Below are 24,535 nucleotides of genomic sequence, written 5' to 3'. Positions count from 1 at the left end.
AACAAAGAAAGGAAGTTATATTGGCAACGTATATCGCCAAAACAATTCTGATTTATGAAAGCCATTGTGATCACTCAGCCCGGCGACGCCGATGTATTACAGCTTCAGGATGTTCCGAAACCAGCGCCTGGTCCGGGGCAGGTATTAATCCACGTCAAAGCCGCGGGGCTGAATCGCAGCGACTTACTGCAACGCGAAGGCAAATACGGCGGCGATCCGTCGGGACAGATTCCGGGTCTCGAAGTGGCCGGTCTTATTGAAACCTGTGGTCCCGACGCCAACCAATGGCTGCCCGGTGACGCCGTGTGTGCGCTGATTGCCAATGGCGGTTATGCGGAGTATGTCGTGGTCGATGAACGGCATTGCCTGCCCGTGCCGTCGGATATGCCGATGACCGAAGCCGCGTCGTGGCCTGAGACCCTGCTAACCGTCTGGTCCAATATTTTCCAGTCGGCGGCTTTACGGGCGGGGGAGCATTTTCTGGTACATGGCGGCAGCAGCGGCATCGGCATCACGGCCATTCAGCTCGCAAAAGCCTTTGGAGCCGTTCCCTTTGCCACGGCGGGCAGCGACGACAAAGCGGCATTCTGCGAATCGCTCGGGGCCATCCGATGCGTTAATTACAAGACACAAGACTTTGAAACAGAACTGAAATCGTACGGCATCGACGTTATCCTGGACATGGTTGGCGGAGACTATACGGCCAAAAACCTGCGGCTGCTCCGTACGGACGGGCGTCTGATGTTTATCAACGCCATGAACGGCCCGAAAAGCGAAATCAACATCATGGAGATTATGACGAAGCGGCTGGTTGTCAGCGGCAGCACGCTGAAGCCCCGCGATGCTGTTTACAAAGCCCGGCTCACGGCCGATGTAGCGAAGCATGTGTGGCCACTAGTGACCCGCGGTGATATCAAGCCCGTTATCCATGCTGTTTTTCCGCTTGGGGAAGCAGCGGAAGCACACCGGCTCATGGCAAGCAGCCAGCACACCGGCAAGATTATTCTCGACCTCAGCTAAGGCAGCTGCTCAGGACCGGTACATGGACGGGCTGGTGCCTGTCCACCGCCGGAACGCCCGGGTGAAGGCACTTAATTCGTTGTAGCCCAGCATATACGAAATCTCCTTAACCGGATAGTTCCGGGCTTGCAGATAGTGCAAAGCGAGTGTCTTCCGGACCTGATCGGTCAGCTGCTGGTACGTAACGCCTTCTTCCTGTAAATGGCGTTGCAGACTGCGGGCACTCGTATTAAAATTTGCGGCAATGGCCTCAATGGTCGGTATGCCAAGATAGGCATTAGCAATCAGGTAGGCTTCTACCCGTTCCCGGAGTGATTGCCGGAGGGCTTTTTCCTGCATCATTTCCGCGGCTTTCTTCAGAAAATACTGCTGCATTTCATAATTCGCAGTCATCACCGGCTCTTGCCAGACCTGCCGGTCAAACCGCAGATAACAGTCCGTTCCCGTGCGGATCCGATCACACCGCAGCACACGGGCATACTCGGGCAAGTCCGCCGGTTCATACGGCAGTTCAACGGCAATCGGTGCAATCCGGCTGAACACCAGCCCGTTTACTTCGTGCAGGGTAAACGCCAGCAGCATATCCAGCATTTGCCGGTGCATAAACGAAAGCGGCCCGTCGCTGTCAGCCTGTTCCGGTGTAAAGCGAATCGTACAAACCGGCCCTGTAGTTTCTACGTCCATCCGCCACAAACCGGTCACCAGCGGCAGCATAGCCGCAGCCTGCGCGACACTCTCCCCAATCGTCCGGCTAAACTTCACCAGCTCACCCACGATACCCAGTGCCGCCAGTTGCAGCGACTCACCCAGATGTAGTCCCAGCAACGGATCATTGGTAGCCGCGCTGATCTGGTGCCAGAGAGTTACGACCTGCCGTTCGGTAAGATCCGGCAACCGGCCTGCACGAAACGCCTGCTCGTCGATACCGTTGGCAGCGCACAAGGCCGGCAGCGAAACGTTCCGCTGTACGGCATAGGCCAGCAAATGCCACATAAACTGGTGTTGGTATGCATTCATAACCGAATATTTTCTGCAAGGTAATGCCGGTTGCCGGCCTCCGAAAGGGCTGGCGTGAAATGACAACCGATTGGCGGCATCGGGTAAGTCCTATACCCCACCCCCCCGGTACTTTTGTCGAAACAAAACACAATACCGATGAAGACACTTGCTTTGCTCCTTACGGCGCTGCTTCCGGTGACCGACGCCGCTATCCAGTATCAGACAAAACCGGCTTTAGCCGGCCAATCCATTGTTTATCAACAACAAAACAGCTCAGTACCAATGAAAAATCAAGCCACTCAGGTTGTCAGTACCTTTTTAAAAGCCGTTCAAACCGGCGATCAGGCCACGTTAGCGGCCTCACTTCATGGAAACATTGAATGGAATCAACCGGGCACTAATGCCTTTTCGGGTATTAAGCGATCAAAAGAAGCCGTCTTTCAGATGGTTGGCGGGATGTTCAGCCTCACTGAAAACACCATGCGGCTAACCGACATTAAGGTGCTGGCCGAAAACGGCAACGAGATTGCCTGCCTCCTGCACTGGACTGCCGCCCGACCAACCGGTGAGGTACTCGCTGTCGATAACATTGATGTCTATACGGTGAAAGACGGTCAGATCATTAAGGCACAGGTATTCTCCGCCGACATCGAACAGGAAAACCGTTTCTGGGTTCGCTAAAAGCGATATTTTGTTTACCACATAGCCACATAGACAAACAAAGAATTAGTTTTCTCTTTGTGCCCTATGTGGCTATGTGGTAAATCAACACCTCTTTGTTTATTCTCTGCGGATGGCTTCGACCGGATCGAGTCTGGCAGCCCGCATAGCCGGATAGGTGCCGAATACGATGCCGATTACCATGGCAATCACCATGATTACGATGAACGTATTCCACGTATAGGCCACCTCAAACGGCACTTTCACGAACATAGTCAGAATCGGGATGGCAGCCATCGAAATCAGGATACCGAACACCAGCCCGAGCAGGCTGCCAAAAGTTGAAATCGTAATCGACTCCGACAGAAACTGCCACAGAATATCACGCCGTTTGGCACCCAGCGCTTTCCGGACGCCGATTTCGGTCGTACGCTCGTTGACCGAAATCAACAGCACGTTCATCACCCCGATGCCGCCGACAAGCACCGAAATACCAACGATCATCCCCATCACAACGCGGAACACCAGAAAGCCCTTGGCGGCCTGGTCAACACGCTGGTCATTGGAATGCAGCGAAAAATCGTCCATTTTGTGGACCATGTTGGCCGTAATCCACGCTTCAATTTCTTTTTTCAGCACCGGCACATCTTCCACATTGTCGGCTTCCACAATGAACTGGGGATATTCCGTTTTGATGGTATTTTCGTTGACCAGCGTAATGGGCATCGAAATCAGGCCGGCTTTGAAGTCACCGGTGTTGTTCACGCCCACTACCGTCAGCAGCAGGTCGCCGTAGCGGATCTGCTTGCCGATTGCGTCTGCCGGTTTATTTTTCGGAGCCAGTTTCTCTGCCAGCTGCTGGTTAATAAACGCGACCGGTTTGCGGTTACGCAGTTCATCATCCGTAAATGAACGACCGGCCACAAACGTCACCGAAGGCGGCGGAAGCGGTAAGGCCGTTCCCTGAATCATCGCGCCGACGTGCTGATGCGAGTTGAGCAGCTCAACCTCCGCCGATTTCCGCAGCATCATATACCCGGTAGCCGGATGTTTAAATGATTTGGTCATGGCCGTGAACCGGTCGTAGGTAAAGTAATTATAATCAGGCTTTTCCACCCGCAGATCATTCACCAGCTTCGTACGTTCGGTGCCGATGATGATGGCCTTAATCGAGGTGGTTTTGGTAATTTGCTCCTGTGCGTATTTTTCCAGTCCGTCAATCAGAGACAGAATAGCAACCAGGGCCGCCACCCCGATAACAATGCCCAGAATCGACAGGATGGTGTGAAAAAAGCGGCTGCGGATGTTTTGCAGGGCCGACAGAAAAGCGCCGGTAATTTTGCGGATCATAGTAATCTGGTGTTTACTGGTTTGTGTCGGCGAATGTACGAAATAACCAACTGGTGACGCACGCCATTCATCCCATTTTCAGCCCGTTTCAACCCATTTCGCACCACTGCCTGTACGATTGGGGTAGTTTTGACCAATCAATCAGGACCAATATGCAACAACTTACCCCGCACAGACGATACGAACTCACGCTGCTGCTCAGCGCGGCGGTCATCTACGTGACCCGCCGGCTGATTTTCGAACTTTCCTATATCAATGACGCCGTTGACAGCAGTATCCGTAACGGCGTTCCGTCGTATGTTGTCGGACGAAACCTGGCCGGCTACGATCACACGCTCAACAATAATGTTCCGCTCATCGGTGGCATGCTGTTTTTTCTGGTTGCGTTCTATCTGCTGCACGAAGAGGTTTTCCCCCGGCTTCAGTCCCGCACCTCTCCGCAACAAGTACCCGACCGGGAAACCTTAACCCTGGCAGGCATTGCGCTGATTTCCCTGTTTATCAGCGCCTTTGTTTACCACTACTTTAAATTGCATGTCCGGTTCAGGGAAGATATACAGGGGCATATGATTGGCTTAAAAGTGCAGTCGTTTTACCGGAAGCGCACGATCGTGACCGATACCTTTGCGCTGCTGATCATTATCTACGCCTATGAGCTTTTGTTTCAGGGGTATCTGTTTATCCGCCGGACAATGGCTCCTGCTTTTGCGCGCCCGTTTAAGGTAATGAGTTTCCTGCTGATCAGTGGTTTTTGTCTGTTTTTGTTCACCTTTGCCCTGAGCGCCTATGTCCCTCAAACGCTCTGGCACGAACCGTTCCGGTCATTCCTGATCGTTTGTGGTTCCGGCATTCTGGTTTATCTGTTACAGGCATACCTGTTTCATTTTGTCCTGCCCTATGTGCAGCATCCGGATACTACGGCCTTTCTGGTGCGGGTAGCTATTTTTCTGTTTGGCGGTTTGTCGGGTGCCTTGTTGATTTACTGGGCCGGTAGTACACCGTTCAGCAACCGCCGCATGTTTCCGGGCGTACTGGCGCCTCACTTGTTTTTTTCGCTGATGGCGCCGGCGCTCATTGCCTATCTCCGCATGACATTTGGCCGCGAAAAAACGCAGCTCAAAACCGAAGTAACGAGTAAGGCCGCCGAACTGGCCAGCCTGCGGGCACAGATTAACCCGCACTTCCTGTTCAATGCCCTCAACAGCCTCTATGCCACCGCCCTGAAAGAGAACAGCGAAAAAACTGCCGACGGTATTCAGAAACTGGGCGATATGATGCGGTTTATGTTGCAGGAAAACAACCACGAGCGGATTCCCCTTCAGAAGGAAATTGAATACCTCCACAATTACGTAGACATTCAGCGGCTCCGGCTCGACGATTCACACGGCTTTGACCTGCGCGTGCATCTACAGGAACCCGGACGCGACATTTACCTCGCCCCGATGCTGCTTACGCCGTTTGTCGAAAACGCGTTCAAACATGGTGTCAGTCTCCGCAACCCGTCCTGGATTTTTATCACCCTGACGCTCGATGCCACGCGGTTGTACTTTAAGGTTCATAACTCGCGGCATCCGAAGCTGGCCAACGATCCGGAGAGCCATAATACAGGCGTCGGCCTCGACAACGTCCGAAAGCGCCTCGACCTGATTTATCCCAACCGCTATACGCTGGATATTCAGCAGTCGGAGCAGGATTTCTTTGTCTCGCTGACGCTGGTATATTGGTAGCCGTTCTTTTTTACGCGCTATCAGGTTAATTTGCCCGACAATTGTTGTTTCCGGATTATGCACGCACTTACTGCCATTGCCATTGATGATGAACCCCAGGCGCTGGAAGTCATCCGTTTACATGCCGCCAGGGTACCGTTTCTTCACCTGGCGGCCACCTTTACGGATGCTTTTGACGCCATTACCTATTTACAGGGCAACAAGGTTGATCTGGTATTCCTGGACATCAACATGCCGGATATTTCGGGCATTGATGTGGCCACCTGCCTGCCCAAATCGCCGTTGGTTGTGTTTACAACGGCTTATTCGGCGTATGCCGTGCAGGGGTTTGATCTGGATGCGGTTGACTATCTCCTGAAACCGTTTTCGCTGGCCCGTTTCCTGAAAGCCTGCAACAAGGCCCTCGACCAGAAAAACGCCCGTTCCGGCGATCAGGCGGCGCCGTTTATTTTCATTAAAACAGGCTATGAGGAAGAGCGCGTGCTGCTGAACGACATTCTATATATCGAAGCAGAGGGGAATTACCTGTCATTTGTACTGACCAGCCGCAAGCTGCTGAGCCGGCAAACCATGTCCGACATTCTGCAACTGCTGCCCGCCCGCCAGTTTGTGCGCGTACACCGGTCGTTCATTGTCTCGGTCGATCATATAACAAAGATTGCCCGCCAGGACATCACCGTGGCGGGCAATCTTATCCCCATCGGCGCGTCGTATGAAGACGCGGCGGGGATTATCCGGGCAAAGCTGACGAGTTAAGTAGGTTTTACCTTACGGATTAATTGCCTGAACATGAGACTAAATGACATATCAGCCTGCTGAAACTGCAAAAGCTGTGCTTTTTCATCGTCATTCATACCTCTGCCTTCGCTGTGCATATTCTGCAAAATAGTAATGTATAGCTTTTGGAATACTTTCAGTTGTCTGACGCGTAGATGATCAAGCTGCTCGCTGTCTAATCTGTATTTCTGAATTGTTTTCAACCCCAGAGCTGATCCGTTTTTAGCGGTAATAAGCTCATCGTCAAAAACAAGGTGTTCGCCAATTTCATCATCAGTATGACGGCAAGGGTCCAGCGCATCGGTTACAGCGATGGATGTATTGGGTATTTTGCCGTTGCAGTTATCACAGGCCAGATACAGATTTTCCCACTCGTACGCTAAATCCTTTCGTTCGCTAACCTCAATAAAATGATCAATTTCTTTAGGGATATTTTTCAGCTTCCGTTCACAATAATAACATTTATGAAAGCTCATTGAATACAACACGCCTTTAACCTCTGCGTGTGCATATTTGCTGTTATCGGGCCTGTTTTTCGTCCCGGAAGCAAAAATAGAAGTCCATTGTTCAGCTTTCTCTGCTAAAATCCGTGGTTTTTCAAGGCGTGAAATATGTCTCATCTATTCTAACAGCCGATCAATTTCTAAATAAGAAAAATATTCCGGATTTATTGCCAAGAGCTGATTTTCGATAGCTTGTTTCTCTGCCTTATTACCAGCCTTAGCCGCTTCTTTTCGTTTACGGATCAGACTGCTTATCTCTTCATTAAAGGGCTGTGTATTAAATACCGGCATTAACAGTATTTCATCAATTGGCTTATTGGAATACTCATCCGTCACGTCCACAATATCAGAATAGCCTTCCTTTGGCTCGCAAACGTATACCTTGGCATTCGGTACAGAGGCCACAATAAACGGTGAATGCGTCGTAAGAATAATCTGCAGGTTCGGAAAAATGGATGTAATGCTGCTAATAAAGGTTTTCTGCCATTTGGGGTGCAGGTGGTTTTCTGCTTCATCAATCAATAATAAGCCCGGTGTTGTCAGTATTTCTTCAACAGGTTTATTGTTCAGCACAGCGACCGAATACATTTTCCCCAGCATCGATACCAACCGCTGAATCAGGAACAAATTGCCGCTACTCAGCTTATCCAGCGTAACTTCCCGGCCATTTTGCACAATGATTGGCTCCAGTGTTTTACGGGCTACGTGCTTTAACTCACCATTATTGAGACTCAGTTTTATAATGCGCTTTAGTGTATCGTATAAAAACTCACCAAGTTCTTTTTCGGCAGGATCATCGCTACTGCGTAGGTAATCAAAATAGCAAATTAATGTTGTTACTTCAATATTCTTTTGAAGACCGCTCAAGGAATCGTCTAAATATTTTTCAGGATCAGGAGTAATTAAATTAGGTAGTTTAAAGGAATCTATAGATAATTTCGAAGTCCAGTAGGATAATATAAATTTCTTCTCAAATTCAGTCGTTAGTGAAGAAACACAAATTTTTTCAAAATTAATATTATTTGTTATTGCAGTACCTTTATCAGATTTCTTACTTTCAATATTCCATAAGCTATTATTTATCAGAAAATTTGTTGATATAAGAAATGTTTCAGGCGAAATTATCTCCCTTTCAATTTGCTTAAATCGTCCATAGAATAATACTCTGATCGCATCTAAAATAATTGTCTTTCCGGTACCATTTTCACCGGTTATGATAGTTATAGGCGCGGCTTCATCTCTGTTTATATCATCAATAAAATCAATATGCCCGTCTTTAAAAGGGCCGATATTTTTTATATCTAAATTTAAAAGCCGCATATTTATAACAAGTTGTGAAGCTATTCAGTATACTGTTTTTCGGGCAACGCCTTTACTTCATGCCCCGTTATCGCCCGCATATTGCGAGTGTGAATAAGGATTATCCGGACAAAGCTGACGACGGGATAATTGTGTTGTCAGGGCGACCAAAACCAATCCGGCGATATATGAAATGGGCGACCACGTGGGGTCGCCCGTACGGTTAATTTTTCTTCGCTTCCTTGGCCCAGCTGTCTTTCAGCGTAACGGTACGGTTGAATACCAGCTTGTCGGCGGTTGAATCGGCGTCGACGCAGAAGTAGCCTTTGCGCATGAACTGCACGCGTTCGCCGGCAGCGGCGTCTTTCAGCGATGGCTCGACCAGACCCTTCACCGTGACGAGGGAGTTCGGGTTCAGCAGCTCCTGGAAGTCACGCTCGTCGGCGGCCGGATTTTCGACAATGAACAGGCGGTCGTATAGCCGCACGTCGGCCTCAACCGCGTGTTCAACCGACACCCAGTGGATCGTGCCTTTCACGTTGATACCGGATGTATCCGATCCCGAACGGCTTTCCGGAATATACGTACACCGCAGTTCGGCCACCTCACCGGCTTCGTTCTTCACCACTTCGTCGCACTTGATGATGTACGCGCCTTTGAGCCGCACCATCTGACCCGGCGCCAGACGGAAGTATTTCTTCGGCGGATTCTCCATAAAGTCGTCGCGCTCGATCCAGATTTCGCGGCCAAACGGCACATCGCGCTCACCCGACGACGGATCTTCCGGATTGTTTTCGACTTTCATGATCTCCGTCTGCCCTTCCGGATAGTTGGTGATCACTACCTTAATCGGCTGGTCATCTACCACGGCCATTACGCGGCTGGTCGATTTGTTCAGCTCCTCGCGGATGCAGAATTCGAGCAGCCCGACATCAATCAGGTTTTCGCGGCGGGCCACCCCGATCCGGTCGGCAAACTCCCGCACCGACGACGGTGTATAACCACGGCGACGCAGGCCCGAAATCGTTGGCATCCGCGGGTCGTCCCAGCCACTGACGTGGCCTTCGTTCACCAGTTTCAGCAGTTTCCGCTTCGACATCACCGTGTAGGTCAGGTTCAGGCGCGCAAACTCGTACTGATGTGACGGGAAAATACCCAGTTGCTCGATATACCACTGATACAGCGGCCGGTGCACTTCAAACTCCAGCGTACAGAGCGAGTGCGTAATGTTTTCAATGGAATCCGACTGGCCGTGCGCAAAGTCGTACATTGGGTAGATGCACCATTTGTCGCCCGTCCGGTGGTGATGCGCGTGTTTGATCCGGTACATGATCGGATCGCGGAAGTGCATATTCGGCGACGCCAGGTCGATTTTGGCCCGCAACACCTTTGCACCATCCGGAAACTCACCGGCCCGCATCCGGCGGAAGAGATCCAGGTTTTCGTCGATTGACCGGCCACGGTACGGACTCGGCGTACCCGGCTCCGTTGGTGTGCCCTTCTGAGCCGCAATCTCTTCGGCCGTCGAATCGTCAACATACGCTAATCCTTTCTGAATCAGCGACTCGGCAAACGCATACAATTGGTCGAAGTAATCCGATGCATAGAATTCGTTTTCCCAGTCGAAGCCCAGCCAGCGTACGTCAGCCTTGATCGACTCAACGTACTCGGTGTCTTCGGTCACGGGATTCGTGTCATCGAAACGCAGGTTGGTCTGCCCGCCATATTTGTCCGCCAGGCCGAAATTCAGACAGATCGACTTCGCGTGCCCGATGTGGAGGTAGCCATTCGGCTCGGGCGGAAAACGTGTATGCACACGACCACCGTTTTTGCCGTTGGCAATATCTTCTTCTACGATTTGTTCAATGAAATTAAGCGAACGTTCCGCTTTTTCATTTGATTCTTTAGATACTTCGGCCATAATCAGGTTTACTCAATTAAGGACCCGAAATTAAGGCTATTGCCCCGGAAGAACAAACAATTACTCCGGCACCAGTTCATATTCATTGATGCTGTTGCCCGTCTTCCGGCTTTCGGCCGTTCTTTGCATATTCATATTGGTGGCAGTCGGCAGGCTCAGAAACAGGTATTCAATCGTCCCGACGGTGCCGGTCGGGTTGGGCTGCAGCTTTTCGAGGATCAGCCGCGTGTTATCCGTCGATACACTCCACGTCCCGGTCAGGGTACGGCCGTCGATGTCTTTCAGCGTCACCTGGTCCTTTTTGGTCAGGTCGAGCCGGAAGCCGCTATAGCCCGGCTTTACGTTTCCGGTACCCCCATCGGTATACACCACCGTCGTTCCCTCCTTCACCGACTTTGCCTTCCACACCTTCCCGATCAGGCTGTCAACCGGCGTCACCTGTTTTGGCTGACAGGAAGAATAAATGAATACTGTTAAATGAATAATGAATAATGTGCTCCACTTCACAATAAAGGCACTGATATCCTTATGCCATGTCCCATTATTCATTCTCCATTGTCCATTATGCATTACACATTCTCCATTAAACTTTATGTTTTTCATGGCTTCATCAGCTTATGTTTTAACAGGCCTTTATTCGTGTCAGCAGTCATGATAAACAGGGCTCCGTTCAGGCTATCGGTCGGAACCGATACCGGCCGGTTGGGAATCACCCGCACCGTTTGCGTCTGCCGCGGGCGGCCCTGCAGGTCGTAGATTGTGATCGGGACAAGGCCCGTCACTTCCGGGGCAAACTGAATCAATGCCTCGTCGCCGAGCTGCGTCACCTGCCACATCGGCGCCACAGGCTCTTTCTTCACGGCCACCACCATTTCTTCGGTTTTCGCACTGGCAACGTTACTGTACGGCGAGGCGCCGGCCACATTTTTCGCCCGCAGCCGGTAATAGTACACTGTTTGCTCCTGCAAGCCTGTATCCAGATACGAATTGGTGCCAAACGCTACTTCCGCAACGACGGTAAAGGTGCCCGTCGGCGATAAGGCCCGTTCCAGCACATAGCCCGACACAATGTCGGTGCTGGCCGACCAGTTCAGGCGGATCCGGTCAAAATCAGTGGCGACGGCGGTCAGGTTCTGCGGCGCAACCGGAACCGGCGGCGGCAGCGTCGTGGCATCCGCCACATTGGAGTACGCAGATTGACCGATGGTATTGACCGCCCGGACGCGGTAGTAATACTTCGTCAGAAACGTCAGACCGGTGTTCTGGTACGTCGTTACGTTAGCCGCCACATCGGCAATCTTGGTAAAGCTGATCCCGTCGGCCGACCGTTCAATCTGGAAACCGGTTTCGTTGCCCGACAGATCAGCCCATTGCAGATTGATCTGTGTTGACGATACCGCCGTGGCAACCAATCGTGCCGGAGCGGCGGGCGGCACATCGGCCGTGGTCGCATCGGCAACGTTTGAGTAGGCCGAGCCACCGCCCTGATTCACGGCGCGCACCCGATAAAAGTAGCGGGTCGCCGGATTCAGGCCCGTGCTCTGATACGTCGTGGTGTTGGCCGGCACATCGGCAATTTTGGTAAAATTGGTCCCATCAACCGAGCGTTCAATTTCGTACCCCGTTTCAGTCGCCGCGTTATCTGTCCACGACAGGTTGATGGTAGCCGACGACACTGCCGTGGCCACAAGGGCTGTCGGAGCCGATGGCGGCGGTACCGGAGCGGCCGGTGTTGTGGCACAGGCGACGTCTGAATAAGCGCTCGCCCCGACAGCGTTAATGGCCCGGATGCGGTAGCAATACTGCGTGGAGCCAGTCAAGCCGGCATCGGTGTAGGTGGTCGCGTTGGCTCCGACATCCGCAATTTTGGTAAAGGCGCCCGTTGAACTGAGCCCCCGTTCCACCTGAAAGCCCGTCTCGTTGTTCGATACATCGGCCCAGTTCAGTACAACTGCCGAAAACGACGTTGCCTGTGCCGTTAGCCGGGCGGGGGCATTCGGTACCACATCGGCCGTAGTCGCATCGGCAACGTTTGAGTAGGCCGATTGACCGCCCTGATTGATGGCCCGAACGTGGTAAAAGTAGCGGGTCGCCGGATTCAGGCCCGTGTTCTGGTAGGTTGTTATGTCGGGGCGCAGATCGGCGATTTTGGTAAAGTTCGTTCCATCCGTCGAGCGTTCGAGTTCAAACCCTGTTTCGTTGGTTGCAGTATCGGTCCAGTTCAGGTTGATCTGTGAGGACGACACCGCCGTAGCCACGAGGTTAGCCGGAGCGGCAGGCGGCGGCACCGGCGGGGCGGGTGTTGTGGCGCAGGCGGTATTTGAGAAACCCGATCCGCCCGAACTGTTTTTGGCCTGCACACGGTAGCAGTACTGCGTATTTGGCGCCAATCCCTGGTCGGTGTATGTCTGCGTATTGATGCCCAGATCGGCAATTTTGGTGAACGGTCCGCCCGGCGAACTTGCCCGCTCGAGCTCAAAGCCGGTTTCATTATCTGCCCGATCCGTCCAGCTCAGGTTGATCTGGGTAGACGAGGCCGCGACCGCCGCCAGGTTAGCCGGTGCAACGGGAACCGGAATGGGCTGGGTTGTCCCGCAGACCGTATTGGAAAAGCCCGAACCGCCAACGCTGTTTTTGGCCTGCACGCGGTAGCAGTACTGCGTATTAGGGGTCAGGTTGCGGTCTGAATAGGTTTGGGTGTTAATGCCCAGATCGGCAATTTTGGTAAACGGTCCGCCCGGCGCACTCGCCCGCTCGACCTCAAAGCCGGTTTCGTTATTGGACAGATCGGCCCACTGCAAATCAATCTGCGTCGATGATATAACGGTTGCTGCCAGCCGCGCGGGGGCGGCCGGAGGTGTTTGCTGTGTAGTCGCGCAGGCAACCGACGAATAGTCATGGCCGTCTTCATAAATCCGGTAACAGTACTCCGTACCGGGCGAAAGGCCGCTGTTGTCGGTGTATTCCCCGCCGTCGGCCAGGGTCGTGGCAATGCGCGCCCAGCTGCCGTTCTGCCCCAGCCGGCGTTCAATGGCAATGCCGCTTTCTTTGCCGTAGCGGTTCCAGGTCAGTTTGATCGAGGTCCCCGACAGGGCCTGCGCCTGTAGATTAACCACGTTGGTTGGCGCCAGCGGCGTGGTCAGGCAAGGCACATTGGAGTAGTCGGATGCGCCGCCGCTATACCGGGCGCGGACCCGATAGCAGTACTGCGTTCCGCTGGCCACACCGTTGTCGGTATACGTCGGTGTCCGGCTATAGGCAACCGTCTGGATCAGCACAAACCCGTTAGCGGCATTATTGCTGCGTTCGATCTGGTAATCCGTCGGCGCGCTGCCTGAGCCGTTGTTCCAGACCAGCCGGATGCTGCTCCCCTGCAACGTCAGGGCCAGCCCCGTCGGTGCGCCGGGGGGCTCGGGAGGGGTTGAAATCGAAATTTCATTGGAATAGGCCGACGCACCGGTCGCAAACACGGCCCGCACCCGGTACGTCCCGCCCCCGACCGAATTGTCGGTATAGGTGGTCACGTTGGCACCAACCTCACCGATTTTGGTAAAGCTGGTGAAGTTATTCCGTTCGATTTCAAATTTCGTTTCTCCCGTCGAATTATCCCGCCACGTCAGCACGACGCGGTTATACGCCGGCGCTGTGGCGGCGAGGTTAGACGGGGCGGTGAACTGGGCGAAGGCAGGAAGAGTGAAGCCAGCCATCAACACAATCATCAATAACACGTAGCTTATCCTGTTCATCTTACATGTTGTTTAAGGTTTGTACACAAGTTGAACCGGCTCGCTCGGAACCGACTTCCGCTCTTCTGTAATCAACTGCACACGGTATGTGTACGTCCCTGATTGTGGCAGTTGTTGATCCGTAAATGTTGTTACCTGCTCAACGGTACGATACATTACCGGCGGCTCACCGGCTACACCCCGATAGATCATAAACCGGCGCTTACCGTCCTGATAATCTGTACGCCAGGTAACCTGGATAGCCTTTTGTTGCGGATTAAATACGGCCCGTACATCCGTTGGTACCGGTACGCCGAGCTTCGCCAGATTCACATACTGCGCCGACACGGCAAAGGACCGCCCCGACTGCCGGCCTCCTTTATCCCTGGCAATAAGGCTATATTCGTACGTTTGCTGATGAATCAGGGTTGTGTCAATCCAGGTAATCTCATTGACGGGCCTACCAGGTATCCGGTAAATCGCCTGCCATACCCCACCCGGCTCGCGCCGAAACAGCGTGTGCTCTGTCACATCATCGCTGCCGCTCGGAATGATCGCCAGCCGGACGCCGCGGTTTTCGACGGTAGCCGACCGGATAACCGGTGTAGACGGCGGCACTTTGTCAGGGATTTCTACTTCAACCGGTTCCGAAAAGGCAGACGCATTACCTGCGGCATCCACCGCAACCAGTTTGTAGAACGCCGAGCGGGTCAGCGTACGGGTAGGCAGCGAATCGGTCAGGGTGGTATCCGGCAGCACCAGGCTGGTACGCTGACCATATTTCGGATTGTTTACCTGATAGGAGCGATACACTTTATACCCCACTACATCAACTTCCCGGCTAGCCGGCCAGGTAAGCCGGGCCACTCCGTTTGTATCTACCCTGATCGTTGGCCGGCGCGGTGCGGCGGGTGGTGTATGATCTTCAATCACGGCAACTACCGGCAATGAATAGGCTATATTACCGGCCGTATCCAGCGCCGCTACCACATAATACTGCCCAAAATACGCCCCCGGTTTTTCGTCTGTAAATGTTCGTGCTGACACAGGCAGCGGATTCTGATGCAAAGGCGTAAAAGGGCCTTTCACCGTTCCGGCCCTGCCGATAAAAAAGCCTTTCAGATCGGGTGTCTGCCCGGGCATTTCCCATTTCAGCACAACCCGCTGATTATTCTCTACCTGCTGCTGCACCCGGACAGGGGCTGATGGCGGGGTCAGATCAACGCCATTGCCAACCAATGTTTTTGAAACGGGACTAAGCTCGCCAAAGCTGTCAATGCCAATGATGCGGTAATAAAATCTCCGGTAATTCACGTTAACCGAATCCGTGAATTCGACCAGTCGCGGGTCAGTGGCTTTCAAATCGGCCTGTACCGCGGCCTGTTTCAGATCAGCCGAATCCGGCCTCGCCATAACAAACGGCACCTTGTTCAGGCGCTGAAACGTTTTACCATCCGTACTCCGCTCAATGTAGAAACCCGCGAACCGTCCCTGTCGGTGGTAGTTATACCAGCTCAGCCTGATAACCCTGTCACCGGATACTACGTCGTTAACGGCCGGCGCTGTCAGCGTATCCAACCGTGCCGGAAACACCTCAGCTATGGCTATTTTCGTAAGATCGGTAGCTTTCGGGTTAGGCCCGTTATTAATCCAGAGATTGTAAACGCACCGGTATGTCTTTTTTTTGTACGTCCGGTCTACCCAGCGTAAGGCCAGCGCATTAGCCGCCGCCGGGGAAAACTCAGCAGCCATCGTTGCCACCAGTAATTTACCTTGCTGCTCCTCATACTGTTTGTAAAAACCCATCATGTCGCTTTTACCAAAGTCCTGATAGGTTTTGCCATGTAACAGCTGCGCCGCTACGGCCACATAAGGATCATTACGCGGCAAAAGCCGTTTCATAGAATCCAGTGACCAGGGCCGGATCGGCTGTACGGTCAGGCGCTGCCGGGTAGGCCGGGCACCAGGTGCAGCAAAATCAAGCCGTTCGAGGATATAGCCGCGCTGATTTGCCTGAAGCCAGTAGGCCGCCGGTGTCACCGCCCAGCGCAGCACAATGGAGTCGGCATGTACACGGGTACGCAGCGTAATGGCCGGGTTATCGCTTGTTTCCGCCGGTTTCGGCCGGGGTTGCGCACCTACGAAACCGGCTATCAGGCAGAGTACCATGATCCTGACAAATACCCAAAGCCTTTTCACAGAGGAAACCGCCTTATGTGTTTCTATGGTTTTCATGGTATTATTTTTTGGCACCGGTTATAAAGTACTTTTTCGTCACCTTACTCAGCGGGAACTCAGGCTGTCCTTTTTCGGAACGGCACGTTCCCGTAAAATCATCGACAGCGTCCAGGCTGTATTTAAACACCACATCAAAGCCATCGGCAGCCGTCCGTCCGTTAATATCGTCGTAGTCAATCCGAATCGTTTTGTAGTAATCATCATAGGCGACCTTCCATTGCTTATCGTTGAGGAAACGCCCCATGTAAAAGCGGCCATATAACCCGAGCGTTTTTGAATTAACCGTAAAGGTGCCGTTCGTCTGGTTACCTGGGTCCTGTTTCGGTTTGGCCGCTACCGGCTTATCCATCAGCTGTTTCATTTGCTGGGCAACATAATTGAACGATGTACACATCGGGTCCGGATAGTTATTCATCTGTGGATAGGAATACAGGCAGTTATTCTGAATACCTATCTCAAACTGATGACGCATTTGTTTCATAAAATACATGAGAGCCACCAGGTCATTCATCATGTAGCGGTCACGTTCAAACACGAACTTCGTGACCATTCCCGTTTCAACAGGCGAAATCGTGAATCTCGGATCATTGTTTCCGGACCCGCCGGTTTGCCCGCCCATCAGCACTCCGGTATTAACCCCGGTCGGGCTGGTCATATAACCGGCATACGATTTTTTGCTGCTGTTGTAGAGGAAGCTACCGAAATCGACCTTCCCGCTTTTCTGGTTTTTCGCGATATCCGGGAAAACCATCATTGCGTTGGTCGGCAGCAATGTACCGGTATTGCGTTTCGGATCACAACTGAACAGGTTGTCGGCATCCAGCGTCTGCCAGCACTCCACATCATACGAATCGCCCGGATAGTCTTTCCCATATTTCGGATTTGGCTGACAACAATCCCGATAATATTCACCGCCGTCGGTATTCCATTTGGTCATCACATCGTAAACGCGGGTTTTCATCTCCTGATCAAATTTTGAGTTACCGATCGGCGTCTCAAACCACATGACCGGCTGATACCAGCGGTTGTAAATCTGACCGCCGGAAATCTCGAAATCATCGAAAAGTTCTGCATCAGCCTTCGTATTCAACTCAATCAGACCGGCATTTGGCCCGAATGCCGACCGGTTCAGGTAATCACCGGAGAGCTGCAGGCTGTTAATTTTCTCCGCAAACGTGTTGTACTGACTTGTCCGGAATACCAGCCCGAACAACTCCTGACCGGCGTTGGCAACATCAGCAGCAGCCAGGGCTTTCAGGACATTAGCATTGAACGATGTCTGCTGATACATGATGCCTTTCTGACCGGTATTTTTATAGGCCGTAGTAATGATACCGGCATTGCCAGACTGGCCGACGGCCGGAGCTTTCTCCCGGCTGCGTATCTCAAGGCGGTAGACCTGACTGTTTTTCAGCGCACCCGGCAAATTAAAGGTCAGTTTATTGTCCCCGTCTACCAATACCGGCGATGTAAGCGTTGCACCGCCCTGTTCCTGAAAAAGGGCTACAAGTTCTTTTTTAGGGTCAGGCTTCACGATATCCAGCCCCTTCAGCGAGACTTCCGGCAACATCCTGACAAACCCCTGACTTGCTTGCTTCTTCAGGAAATAATGCTGATCCGGCAACGGCCAGCTAATGTCAACCAGATCCAGCGGAATAGCATCCGGCTGTTTGCCGAGGGTGAAGCTGGCCGACTTCGACTGACTGCGTGGCTCCCGTTTTTTCAGCTTATCGATATACGGGCTTGTCTGAACCCCGTTTACGATTTCGTAAATATTGACCGACACTTTAAAGGTGCAGTAGGCATTTGACATCAGAAACGGTTTTACCTGACGCGTAAACGCTTTTTTGTCCGGTGTCCAGCTGATTGGTGTCTGATCCGATTCCGCCAGCGTCGTCATGCCTGTACCGCCATTGCCTGCTTTTTTGCCCCACATCAGTGTAGGCGTATCTACCTTAAAGATGTACTGACGTACCTCGCCGCTAGGGATCAGGACCGTAAACAGCTTGCTTACCGGAATGTTGAACGTAGCCCCCAGCACCGGCCGGACATTTACATCGGCGGAGCCGGTGGTCGGGGTCAGGTCCTGAATAATATCGATGTCTGCCAGGGGATCGCCGTTGAAAACAGGCGTACAAATCTCACCCATTGAAAAGCCTTGCCGCGTATCAACGCTGACCAGTCCGTCCAGCGCACTACCTCTGATCCGGACATTTCCTTTGGCCCAGGTCGGATTCATAAAGCCTCCCTGAAACAGAACCGCAGCGGTCAGGTCCATGATATTTACCGAGCCTTCGAAGAACCAGACGTCTACATACAGGTCGATACCGCCATTAAAGTACGCATAGCCCTGCCCCTGCCCGTACCAGCCGTTAAGTCCGTCCGGCGGCCCGCCCCCGCCGCAGGTTACCCCTTGCTGCAGACCGGCATCAAACCCAACCACTGCCTTCGCATGACACCGGAACGGCATCAGCTGCACATTCAGGTCGCCGTCAATTCGTCCGCCGAAGAGAATGGATAGTTTTTTTCCGGTAGAAACCGGCTCCGGATAGGTCATTTTCCGCGAGGCATACGCCTTCTTTACCTCCGCATCGGCATCCGGCATATTCAGGAACTTGATCACTGGATCCGGCAGCGGTGGCAGTTTGCTGAAAACATTTCCGGCTGCCACGTAGCCGCTCAAGGTCAGATGAGCGCTTACGATACTAGTGTTAACGTCAATGAGTTTAAGCGATACCCGTGCGTTCAGGTCATAGGGATCACCCAATTTTACAAACCATTCGCTGCTGGCAAAGTGCATCCGGAAAGGCACCTTAACCGTTGTGCCGACAAATTTCGCATCGGCATCCAACTCCACATCAAACATACCCGGTGTGTACTTTACAACCAGGGTTGTCGTAATCATACCATCATTCGCGGCCGGGTCACCGTTTTTGCTGATAACAGTTCCCTTACCAATCATCGCAAAACTGTTGAATCCACCGCCTTTGAAATTAACCGTGAGTTCCAGCGATGAATTAAAGACGTGTATATCAGCCAGTCCGACCAGCACCCGCGCCGTTATGCCCCAGTTTCCGCTGGCAGGCTTATAGACCAGGCCAGAGGGTGTTTTGCCAATGTTTTTCAGATCAGCTACCGGTGTACTGGTAGCACTGCTGACATCAGCCGGCGTACCGCTCATGGTCATGTTGTAGTGCATGCCCCCGCCAAAACCCGTCAGCATCAGCGGGCCTACCATCGAGATGCCCGGCGAAAACTGCACATTGGCATCCAGCATGGCATAGTGAAACTCTTTTTTACCAAACAGCATCACCATGCTGATCCCCGTTCCGATCGACGGAATATCAACTTTGGCATTCCCTTTCATGCCGTTGCCGTAGGTGCCGTCATTATAAAAAAACGTGAGGCCACCGGATACTTTCAGTACCCCGATATTCCCGCTTATCGACAAGCTGTTGGGGTAGGTGCCGTTGTAAACCGGCTTAAAGCGGCCGTTTTCTGTCTTGATATCGCCCAGAATATCGACCGTCCCATGTGCCTGTACAAAGCTTGCATCTTCTGCCTCTTCGCCGAGGTGAACGCCGATCCCCAGCCGGATACCGGCACCCTGACCGGTGGCCACGATGGTTGGCGTATCAAAATCAATTGGAAATCCGGCCAGGGTACCGGGCTGTGTATCGTCAGCCAGTGCGGCAAAGAGCTCTTCATGGCCGGCATCGGCAGGTCCGCCGCCAGATGGCTTCCCGCCGGCTTTTTTGGCTACATCATTTGTCAGCGACCATGCTCCCGTATTCAGGAAAAGGCCCGAACCACCCAGCGCCTTATCGCTGGCTGACAGCTTCTGGTTCCGGATGGTGAAGTCTTCAAAATATAGTTTCGGTAATGTCGCATCAATAGCACTACCCACGGCCCCGCTGCCGGCAAACTTCTTCACATCGACGGCGACCTGCCCGTCAAGCTGAATATCGATGGTGGCTTTCTGTCCCTTCTGGATGACAATTTTTATATTCGTTGTCTTAGCCAGGTCCATATTAGCCGCGAATAAAGGTACGTTGTATCCATCTTTCGGCGTCACCGTAAACTGCATATTATCAAAGCCTCCCGATAAATTACAACTGTAACTAAACGCATCATCGCTGATCGGAAACTGCAACCGGCCATACATGCCTCCGCTACGGAAACTGTTCTGGACGATCAGCATATTGATATCATCGACCGAAAAACCAAAACCAGCGAGCGTATTTTTGTTATAGTCAATCACCGGCGTTTTAGCCGCCTTTACCACACCGGTAAATCCGCTTTCATCGAGCACCCCACCTTTAACGGTCACACTTATACGCGGATCACTTTTCAGCGAGCCCGGCAGTTCGAGCAGCAAGTCATTGAAGTAAAACCCACGGAACGTATTTCCTTTATCCCCTTTGTATTCATCCGGGAATGTACAACCAGGTGCATTTGTTTTGTCAGAATGATCATAGACAATATCCTTACCGGTGAAGGTAAGTCCCTTCAGCACCGGTAGCTGAAAAGCAGGTAGTGTAACAATACCATACCAGTCTGACCACTGCTCGAAATCGGCCGTAATGGTCCCAACGACATCTCCGGCTTTCACATTACCGGCGCCATCATCAAGTTTAAGCAAACTACTGCCAAGATTCAGGTCCAGTACGCCATGTACCTTGGTAAACTCCCCGTTGACCACGCTGGCATAGGTGCCGTTTATCTTTGGTGCATCGCTTTTCTTAACGACCAGTTTCTGACCGATCCCGCCGGGTATCGGTAGCGGAAAATCCTTGATAAGATACAGCATGGCAGTATTCGGCAGGGTTTTATCCGGACTCATACACACGTTGGTGGCTGCCAGAAACAAATCCAGCCCTGCCTCCGGAACAGATACCCCCAACACCATATCCATCTGGGCCCCGGTCGGCGAAAACTGCATCTGATTCACACCGACTGTACCTAATTTCGCTTCGTATTTCAGCGGCAGTGAAATGGTAGCAGCCTGTTTTCCAGCCTCCAGCAGATCGTTTTTAATGGTACTGAAGTAATCTTTAGGCAAGCCGCCATAGGCATCAATCTGTCCAAGCGAGATGGCCGGCATACCGGCTCCGTCTTTCGTTGAACTAACCAGCCCTTCAAATACCTGCCCTGCTGCATTAACCTTTAATCCGTTGAAGGTGACCCTGACCGGTGCTTTATTCCAGGTGATTCGCCCTTCACCCGAGAAGCTGCTGCCCTGTGCCGAAGCCTTATAAATCACCAGATCAAACGCACCGATTTTCAGTGTTTTCCCATCAATAGCCGCCGTAACCGGATTCTTGTCGGCGGGTAATGTGCCGGTATTACAGTTAATGGCGGGTGGAACAGGGGCCTCCCCTTTCATTGCCTTCGGTGCTGATACCTGAGCCAGCAATGTATTGGCTTCGGGAAGGGCTATTTTTGTGTTCAGCCCATCGACCGGCACTACTAATGACGGCGTTTGGGTCAGCTCTACACCTGGATTCGACGCTAGCTGCACGATTGGCCCGCTCCCGTACGTAAACACACAGACCGGACTTTTGCCGTCGTTCAGAAAGTTCAGCTTTTTGCTCCGGTCGATGGCCTGTACGCGCCAGGCATACCGCTTACCCGGGGTCAGCGGCGGCTGTGTCGGGCCGTACAGAAACGTGCCGGTACGGAGATTACGCACCTCAACACCCGACCTTGGCAGCGCCACGGCATCAATAAATACGTTCGGATCGATGTTTACCTGTGGCAGCTCCACAACCCGCAGCGTGTATTCCACCTGCGCGGGCGACATGCCCACCGGCGGCGTCCAGGTAAACACCAGCGCCTGCGGGTTGACCGGCATTACTTCTGCATCGCAGAGCGGGGCCACCAGAATCGGCGGTTCAACGGCCCGCACCTGAATCGGGGCTGAGCAGCCAATCGGAAATTCTGCCGACAGAGGCTGGCCAAACAACGTAGCGCCCGTTGCCGAACGGCCCTCATTATACGCACGCACGCAGAGCTGGTAAAACCCGTCCGGCAACGGCAACCCCTGCGCCAGCCGGGACTTGTCGATGCCCGCCACCTCAATCTGATTCAGGTCGAAAAGGCCTTCCAGATCGGCGCGGGTCAGGAGCTTCTGGCCGGGCGGTACCGTCAGCGGCCGTAGCGGCCGGTAGTTGGCCGAGGTCCGGATCTCGACGCCGTTATCGCCCGTCAGCTGACCGGTTAGCCGGACCTGGTAGGTTGTCTGGCTGGTGTTGATGATCACGATGCGGACCTGCTGCCCCGCCCCGGCGTAATCCTGTAGATAGGCGCTGTAAGGCGGTACCACACTGACCTGAATCTGAAGCGGAAAGGTCTGGGCTCCTGCGACGGCCGATACCAGCAGTGCACAGCCAAGCAACAACCAGTGAAGCGCAGATTGCAAATCCGCTTTCAGGTAGTTCGGGATTGTAAATCCCGGACAGCGGGCGTTAGAACGTGATGCCATAACCAAGGTTCCCACGGAATTCATTAAAGGTTTGTGTTGCAATACCAGTGTTTGAGTTCAGATACAGCAGCGACAGGCTGACCGTCTGCCGCTTCGCAATCTGATAACCGGCGTTGGCCGATGCGTTAATGACCTTACCCGTAATCCCCGACTGCTGATTGACCAGATAGCTGCCGTTGAGCGAGGTAGTTAGTTTATTTTTCAGAAACGACTGGGTAGCGCCGATGGTGGGGCCGAAAAACCGGACCAGACGATTTTCGGCCCCTACCGCCACCGGCAACTGCGTTTCGGTGTATGACACCATGCCATTAACACCCCACCCTGTCACTGTCTGCTGATAAAAATAGCCCAGATTCAAATTGATATTCGTGTTCTCGGTCTGACCGGCCGTGCTGGCGTTCAGGTCGCTTAGTTTCTGATAGGTTGTGGTCAGGGTAAATACCTGCATCACGTCTTCTTTCTGGAGCGTGTAGCGCAGGTTGGTGGTAGCAGCAAGGTTATTCTGAGCCAGTTTCAGCGTGTCGATCAGGGGCCGGATACCCGCCTGCTGGCTGATACCATAGTTGGTCAATTGCAGGTCAACGCCGAATTTGGTACCGGGATTGTAGCTGACCACCAGCGAGCCGATTTTCCGGCCGGTCCGGGCATTTTTGTTGTTGCCGAGGTTATCGAACTGAATCCCGTAACTCCCTGATAACCGTAGCTTTCCTTCCAGCACTGACAGGTTTGGGGCAATGGCATAGCTCTCAATATCGGACTGAAAGTAGTAGGCCCCCATTGTCTGGAAATTCGGGTCGATGCGTTTGTATTGCAGTTTGATGCCTGCGTTTTTACCTTTATAGCCAAGAGCGGCCTGCGTCGCCTGCGTAAGTTGCGTAGACAGTCGTGGCGTAAACAGTTGCCCGAAAAACCGGACGAGCGGCGATTTACCTTCGGCCGAGATCTCGCTGGCCCGCACATCCCGCGTATAGGCACTCACGGCGGCATCCAGTTCGACGGTAATGTGTTTGAGAATGAGCAGCCGCGAGGTAGCCCCCACCACCAGGTTTTCAGCCGGCTTAACCGTCTGCGCTGCCGTTGGCGCAACCGACTGAATGGACGTTGAATCGTCGGCAGCCCGCAGCATGACCAGGTCAACGTAGTTGCCCGGTTTGCCGTACCCGACTTTTACGGCGTACCCCGTCCGTTTGTAGGAAGGAATCACATCCGGTTCGGCGAGGGTCGAGGCGATGGCTTTGTTGAAGCGGCCGTAGACCGCCCCCAGGCGCAGTTTGCCCGGATTCAGTTCGACACCGCCGCCGAGAAAGGTGTGGCCCGCCAGCGTAAAGGGCGAAAAATTAACGTTGCGGTAGCCCGCATGCACCGTCGCCCATTTGTAGGTCGGCGATACCCCGAACTGATTGAATGGTTGCCGGAAGCTGGTGCCCTGATTCCCCAACACGGCCGAAAACGGCAGGGCAATGCCGCCCGGGAGCGTTACCGTTACGTTGCCGCTGATACCGAACGGCGAGGGCTGATTCCGTCCCTCAATACCACTGGCCATGTACAGACCGGCGTAGGCATTCAAACCACCCGACAGCTTAACCGGCGAGGACTTTCGGGACCCTTTCCCCGTTGAATCCGGCATGGCCTGAGCCGCCAGCTGCCCGTGACCTGCCAGTACCAGCCAGACTGTTATCAAAACATGCTGTAAAACGTAGCGCATAGACAGAGCGTTTACAAACCCTGACAAAGCTACTCCGGTAGCCAACCGCAATCAATCGGATAAATGTATGACCGGAAAACTACGCAAACGCCCGTCATGGGGAGTTTTACGCAGTACGGCCCGCCCT

14 protein-coding genes are annotated in these 24,535 nt (G+C 53.0%); 4 read left to right on the top strand and 10 right to left on the bottom strand.

Features of this window, described 5'->3' with window-relative positions; genetic code table 11:
- Nucleotides 1–54 precede the first annotated feature (54 nt).
- Nucleotides 55–1,020, top strand: coding sequence for an NAD(P)H-quinone oxidoreductase (locus AC23NW_RS12630; RefSeq protein WP_487449899.1), 966 nt, complete (start codon nucleotides 55–57; stop codon nucleotides 1,018–1,020).
- Nucleotides 1,021–1,029: 9 nt separating this feature from the next.
- Here the strand turns inward: AC23NW_RS12630 and AC23NW_RS12625 are convergent, their stop codons facing one another.
- A complete protein-coding gene (locus AC23NW_RS12625; protein WP_487449898.1) occupies nucleotides 1,030–2,037 on the bottom strand; it encodes an AraC family transcriptional regulator ligand-binding domain-containing protein in 1,008 nt (335 codons plus the stop codon).
- Between the two features lie 138 nt (nucleotides 2,038–2,175).
- Between AC23NW_RS12625 and AC23NW_RS12620 the strand changes: the two genes are divergently transcribed.
- Entirely contained in the window at nucleotides 2,176–2,700 is a 525-nt protein-coding gene (locus AC23NW_RS12620) for a nuclear transport factor 2 family protein (RefSeq protein WP_487449897.1), read from the top strand.
- Between the two features lie 99 nt (nucleotides 2,701–2,799).
- Here AC23NW_RS12620 and AC23NW_RS12615 read toward each other — a convergent pair whose 3' ends face one another.
- A complete protein-coding gene (locus tag AC23NW_RS12615; protein WP_487449896.1) occupies nucleotides 2,800–4,029 on the bottom strand; it encodes an ABC transporter permease in 1,230 nt (409 codons plus the stop codon).
- A 152-nt stretch (nucleotides 4,030–4,181) separates the two neighbouring features.
- On the opposite strand from AC23NW_RS12615, the gene AC23NW_RS12610 reads away from it, so the two are divergent.
- Together AC23NW_RS12610 and AC23NW_RS12605 are read left to right on the top strand one after the other, a co-directional pair.
- Nucleotides 4,182–5,756, top strand: coding sequence for a sensor histidine kinase (locus AC23NW_RS12610; protein WP_487449894.1), 1,575 nt, complete (start codon nucleotides 4,182–4,184; stop codon nucleotides 5,754–5,756).
- A 57-nt stretch (nucleotides 5,757–5,813) separates the two neighbouring features.
- Nucleotides 5,814–6,512 carry a LytR/AlgR family response regulator transcription factor gene (locus tag AC23NW_RS12605; RefSeq protein ID WP_487449892.1) on the top strand — a complete coding sequence of 233 codons (699 nt, stop codon included), beginning with the start codon at nucleotides 5,814–5,816 and terminating at the stop codon, nucleotides 6,510–6,512.
- Here the strand turns inward: AC23NW_RS12605 and AC23NW_RS12600 are convergent.
- From AC23NW_RS12600 to AC23NW_RS12565, 8 genes are all read right to left on the bottom strand, one after another.
- The gene (locus AC23NW_RS12600; RefSeq protein WP_487449891.1) at nucleotides 6,509–7,153 is read right to left on the bottom strand and encodes an HNH endonuclease; all 645 of its coding nucleotides are present in this window, start codon (nucleotides 7,151–7,153) and stop codon (nucleotides 6,509–6,511) included. The genes AC23NW_RS12605 and AC23NW_RS12600 overlap by 4 nt on opposite strands.
- Entirely contained in the window at nucleotides 7,154–8,356 is a 1,203-nt protein-coding gene (locus AC23NW_RS12595; RefSeq protein WP_487449889.1) for an AAA family ATPase, read from the bottom strand.
- 202 nt (nucleotides 8,357–8,558) lie between these two features.
- Complete coding sequence (locus AC23NW_RS12590) at nucleotides 8,559–10,256, bottom strand: glutamine--tRNA ligase/YqeY domain fusion protein (protein WP_487449887.1); 1,698 nt, start codon at nucleotides 10,254–10,256, stop codon at nucleotides 8,559–8,561.
- A gap of 60 nt (nucleotides 10,257–10,316) precedes the next feature.
- Nucleotides 10,317–10,805 (bottom strand): hypothetical protein, encoded by a 489-nt coding sequence (locus tag AC23NW_RS12585; RefSeq protein WP_487449886.1) that lies wholly within the window; start codon nucleotides 10,803–10,805, stop codon nucleotides 10,317–10,319.
- Between the two features lie 50 nt (nucleotides 10,806–10,855).
- Nucleotides 10,856–14,002 carry a fibronectin type III domain-containing protein gene (locus AC23NW_RS12580; protein ID WP_487449885.1) on the bottom strand — a complete coding sequence of 1,049 codons (3,147 nt, stop codon included), beginning with the start codon at nucleotides 14,000–14,002 and terminating at the stop codon, nucleotides 10,856–10,858.
- A 12-nt stretch (nucleotides 14,003–14,014) separates the two neighbouring features.
- Nucleotides 14,015–16,216, bottom strand: a complete 2,202-nt coding sequence (locus tag AC23NW_RS12575; RefSeq protein ID WP_487449883.1) for a fibronectin type III domain-containing protein — start codon at nucleotides 16,214–16,216, stop codon at nucleotides 14,015–14,017.
- A 4-nt stretch (nucleotides 16,217–16,220) separates the two neighbouring features.
- Nucleotides 16,221–22,703: a hypothetical protein gene (locus AC23NW_RS12570; protein ID WP_487449881.1), complete on the bottom strand. Its 6,483-nt coding sequence runs from the start codon at nucleotides 22,701–22,703 to the stop codon at nucleotides 16,221–16,223.
- Entirely contained in the window at nucleotides 22,687–24,408 is a 1,722-nt protein-coding gene (locus AC23NW_RS12565) for a hypothetical protein (RefSeq protein ID WP_487449880.1), read from the bottom strand. The genes AC23NW_RS12570 and AC23NW_RS12565 overlap by 17 nt, the downstream gene beginning before the upstream one ends.
- Between the last annotated feature and the right edge of the window lie 127 nt (nucleotides 24,409–24,535).

The sequence above is a fragment of the Arsenicibacter sp. R0_47 genome (assembly GCF_057652235.1).
The sequence above is the reverse complement of the archived record's forward strand: the minus strand, read 5'-3'. Positions and strand labels throughout refer to the sequence as shown.